Genomic DNA, 1126 nt, shown 5'->3' with positions numbered 1-1126 from the left:
CCAAAAATACGGAAATGAATCAACTGTTTCCCATGGTTTAAGGAACCGCCGTATACGAGACCCGTACGTACGGTGGTGTGAGAGGCTCTCCGCTAGGCTAATGGCCTAGCGGCAGTCTACTCGATTAGGCAATGTTTCGTTATATTTTATCCTTAAATGTCCAATTGTCTTTGTACTTCCATATCAAGTTGATAATCTATCCAATCTTCAAAATCATCAATTAGTTCTGGAGCAAGTTCTAAAGCTTCTGCTAATTCTGTAACATTTTTTAGCCTTATGGAATTTAAATTTTCCAATAGTGTCTCGTAAACTTCCCCTGTCCCCTTATCAATAAAGTCGGCTGGATTTCTAGATGCAAATATTAAGTCATATTGAAAAGGTATTTCATTTTTGACGTATTCTAATATATTTCTGATTATTAATGCGTCATTGAAATTGTTCTTGTTGTTCTGAAATGGGGCTTTTTTGTTTATGGCTAATTCGGATATGAAAAGTTTTTGTTCATTAGTAACCCTGATTAATTCGCAGTTATTCATGAAATCTTCAATTTCTTGCACTCTATTTCTTGCTTTCTCAATTCTTCTACTTTCCTCGCTATATTCAGCAATATTTGCTAAATACTCTGTTTTCTTTTCTCCTTGAAAATACGTTGCTAGATTTTTTGCAGCAATATACTCATTCTTTATGCTTTCAGTCAGTCGTTTGATGGTGTTTTCTTTGTTTCTTTCCCATTCTTTGATTATTATATCATTAACTAAGACTTTAATTTCATTATTATTTTTCAGCTCTTTGAATTTTGCCCAAAGTGATTGATAGTTATCTTTTGTTAGATAAATCCAAATATTTGTATCTAAAACTATGCTTGTCATGCTTTTTTGTTTAAAATTGACTAACGGCCTGCTAAATAATGAATATGGAAATTTATCCTTTCTAACTTTTCAAAAAGACCAGAGCCAAAGCGTTGTATTTGATTTTAACTTTTTGTTATTAATTTCAAGTGTAAGCCTTCGGCCTCCCACGTAATGTAAAAGTAAGAATTTTTCCCAGCCCGGGGGTGCCGGTCTGGGAATTAGATTTTTCCAAGTTCTACTGGAATCTCTTAGAATTTATTGGAATCAGTTGGAGC

At 33.7% G+C, this 1126-nt stretch carries 1 protein-coding gene; it reads right to left on the bottom strand.

Annotated features, from left to right (window positions below; genetic code table 11):
• Positions 1 to 152: 152 nt before the first annotated feature.
• Positions 153 to 869 (bottom strand): PIN domain-containing protein, encoded by a 717-nt coding sequence (locus DDZ16_RS20575; RefSeq protein ID WP_109266367.1) that lies wholly within the window; start codon positions 867 to 869, stop codon positions 153 to 155.
• Between the last annotated feature and the right edge of the window lie 257 nt (positions 870 to 1126).

This window comes from Marinilabilia rubra (assembly GCF_003121985.1).
GTDB lineage: Bacteria > Bacteroidota > Bacteroidia > Bacteroidales > Marinilabiliaceae > Marinilabilia > Marinilabilia rubra.
Note: the sequence above shows the minus strand (reverse complement) of the source record. Positions and strands in the feature narration are given on the sequence as shown.

Coding starts and splice junctions, on each gene's coding strand:
- DDZ16_RS20575 (WP_109266367.1), bottom strand. CDS start 869: ATGACAAGCATAGTTTTAGATACAAATATTTGGATTTATCTAACAAAA.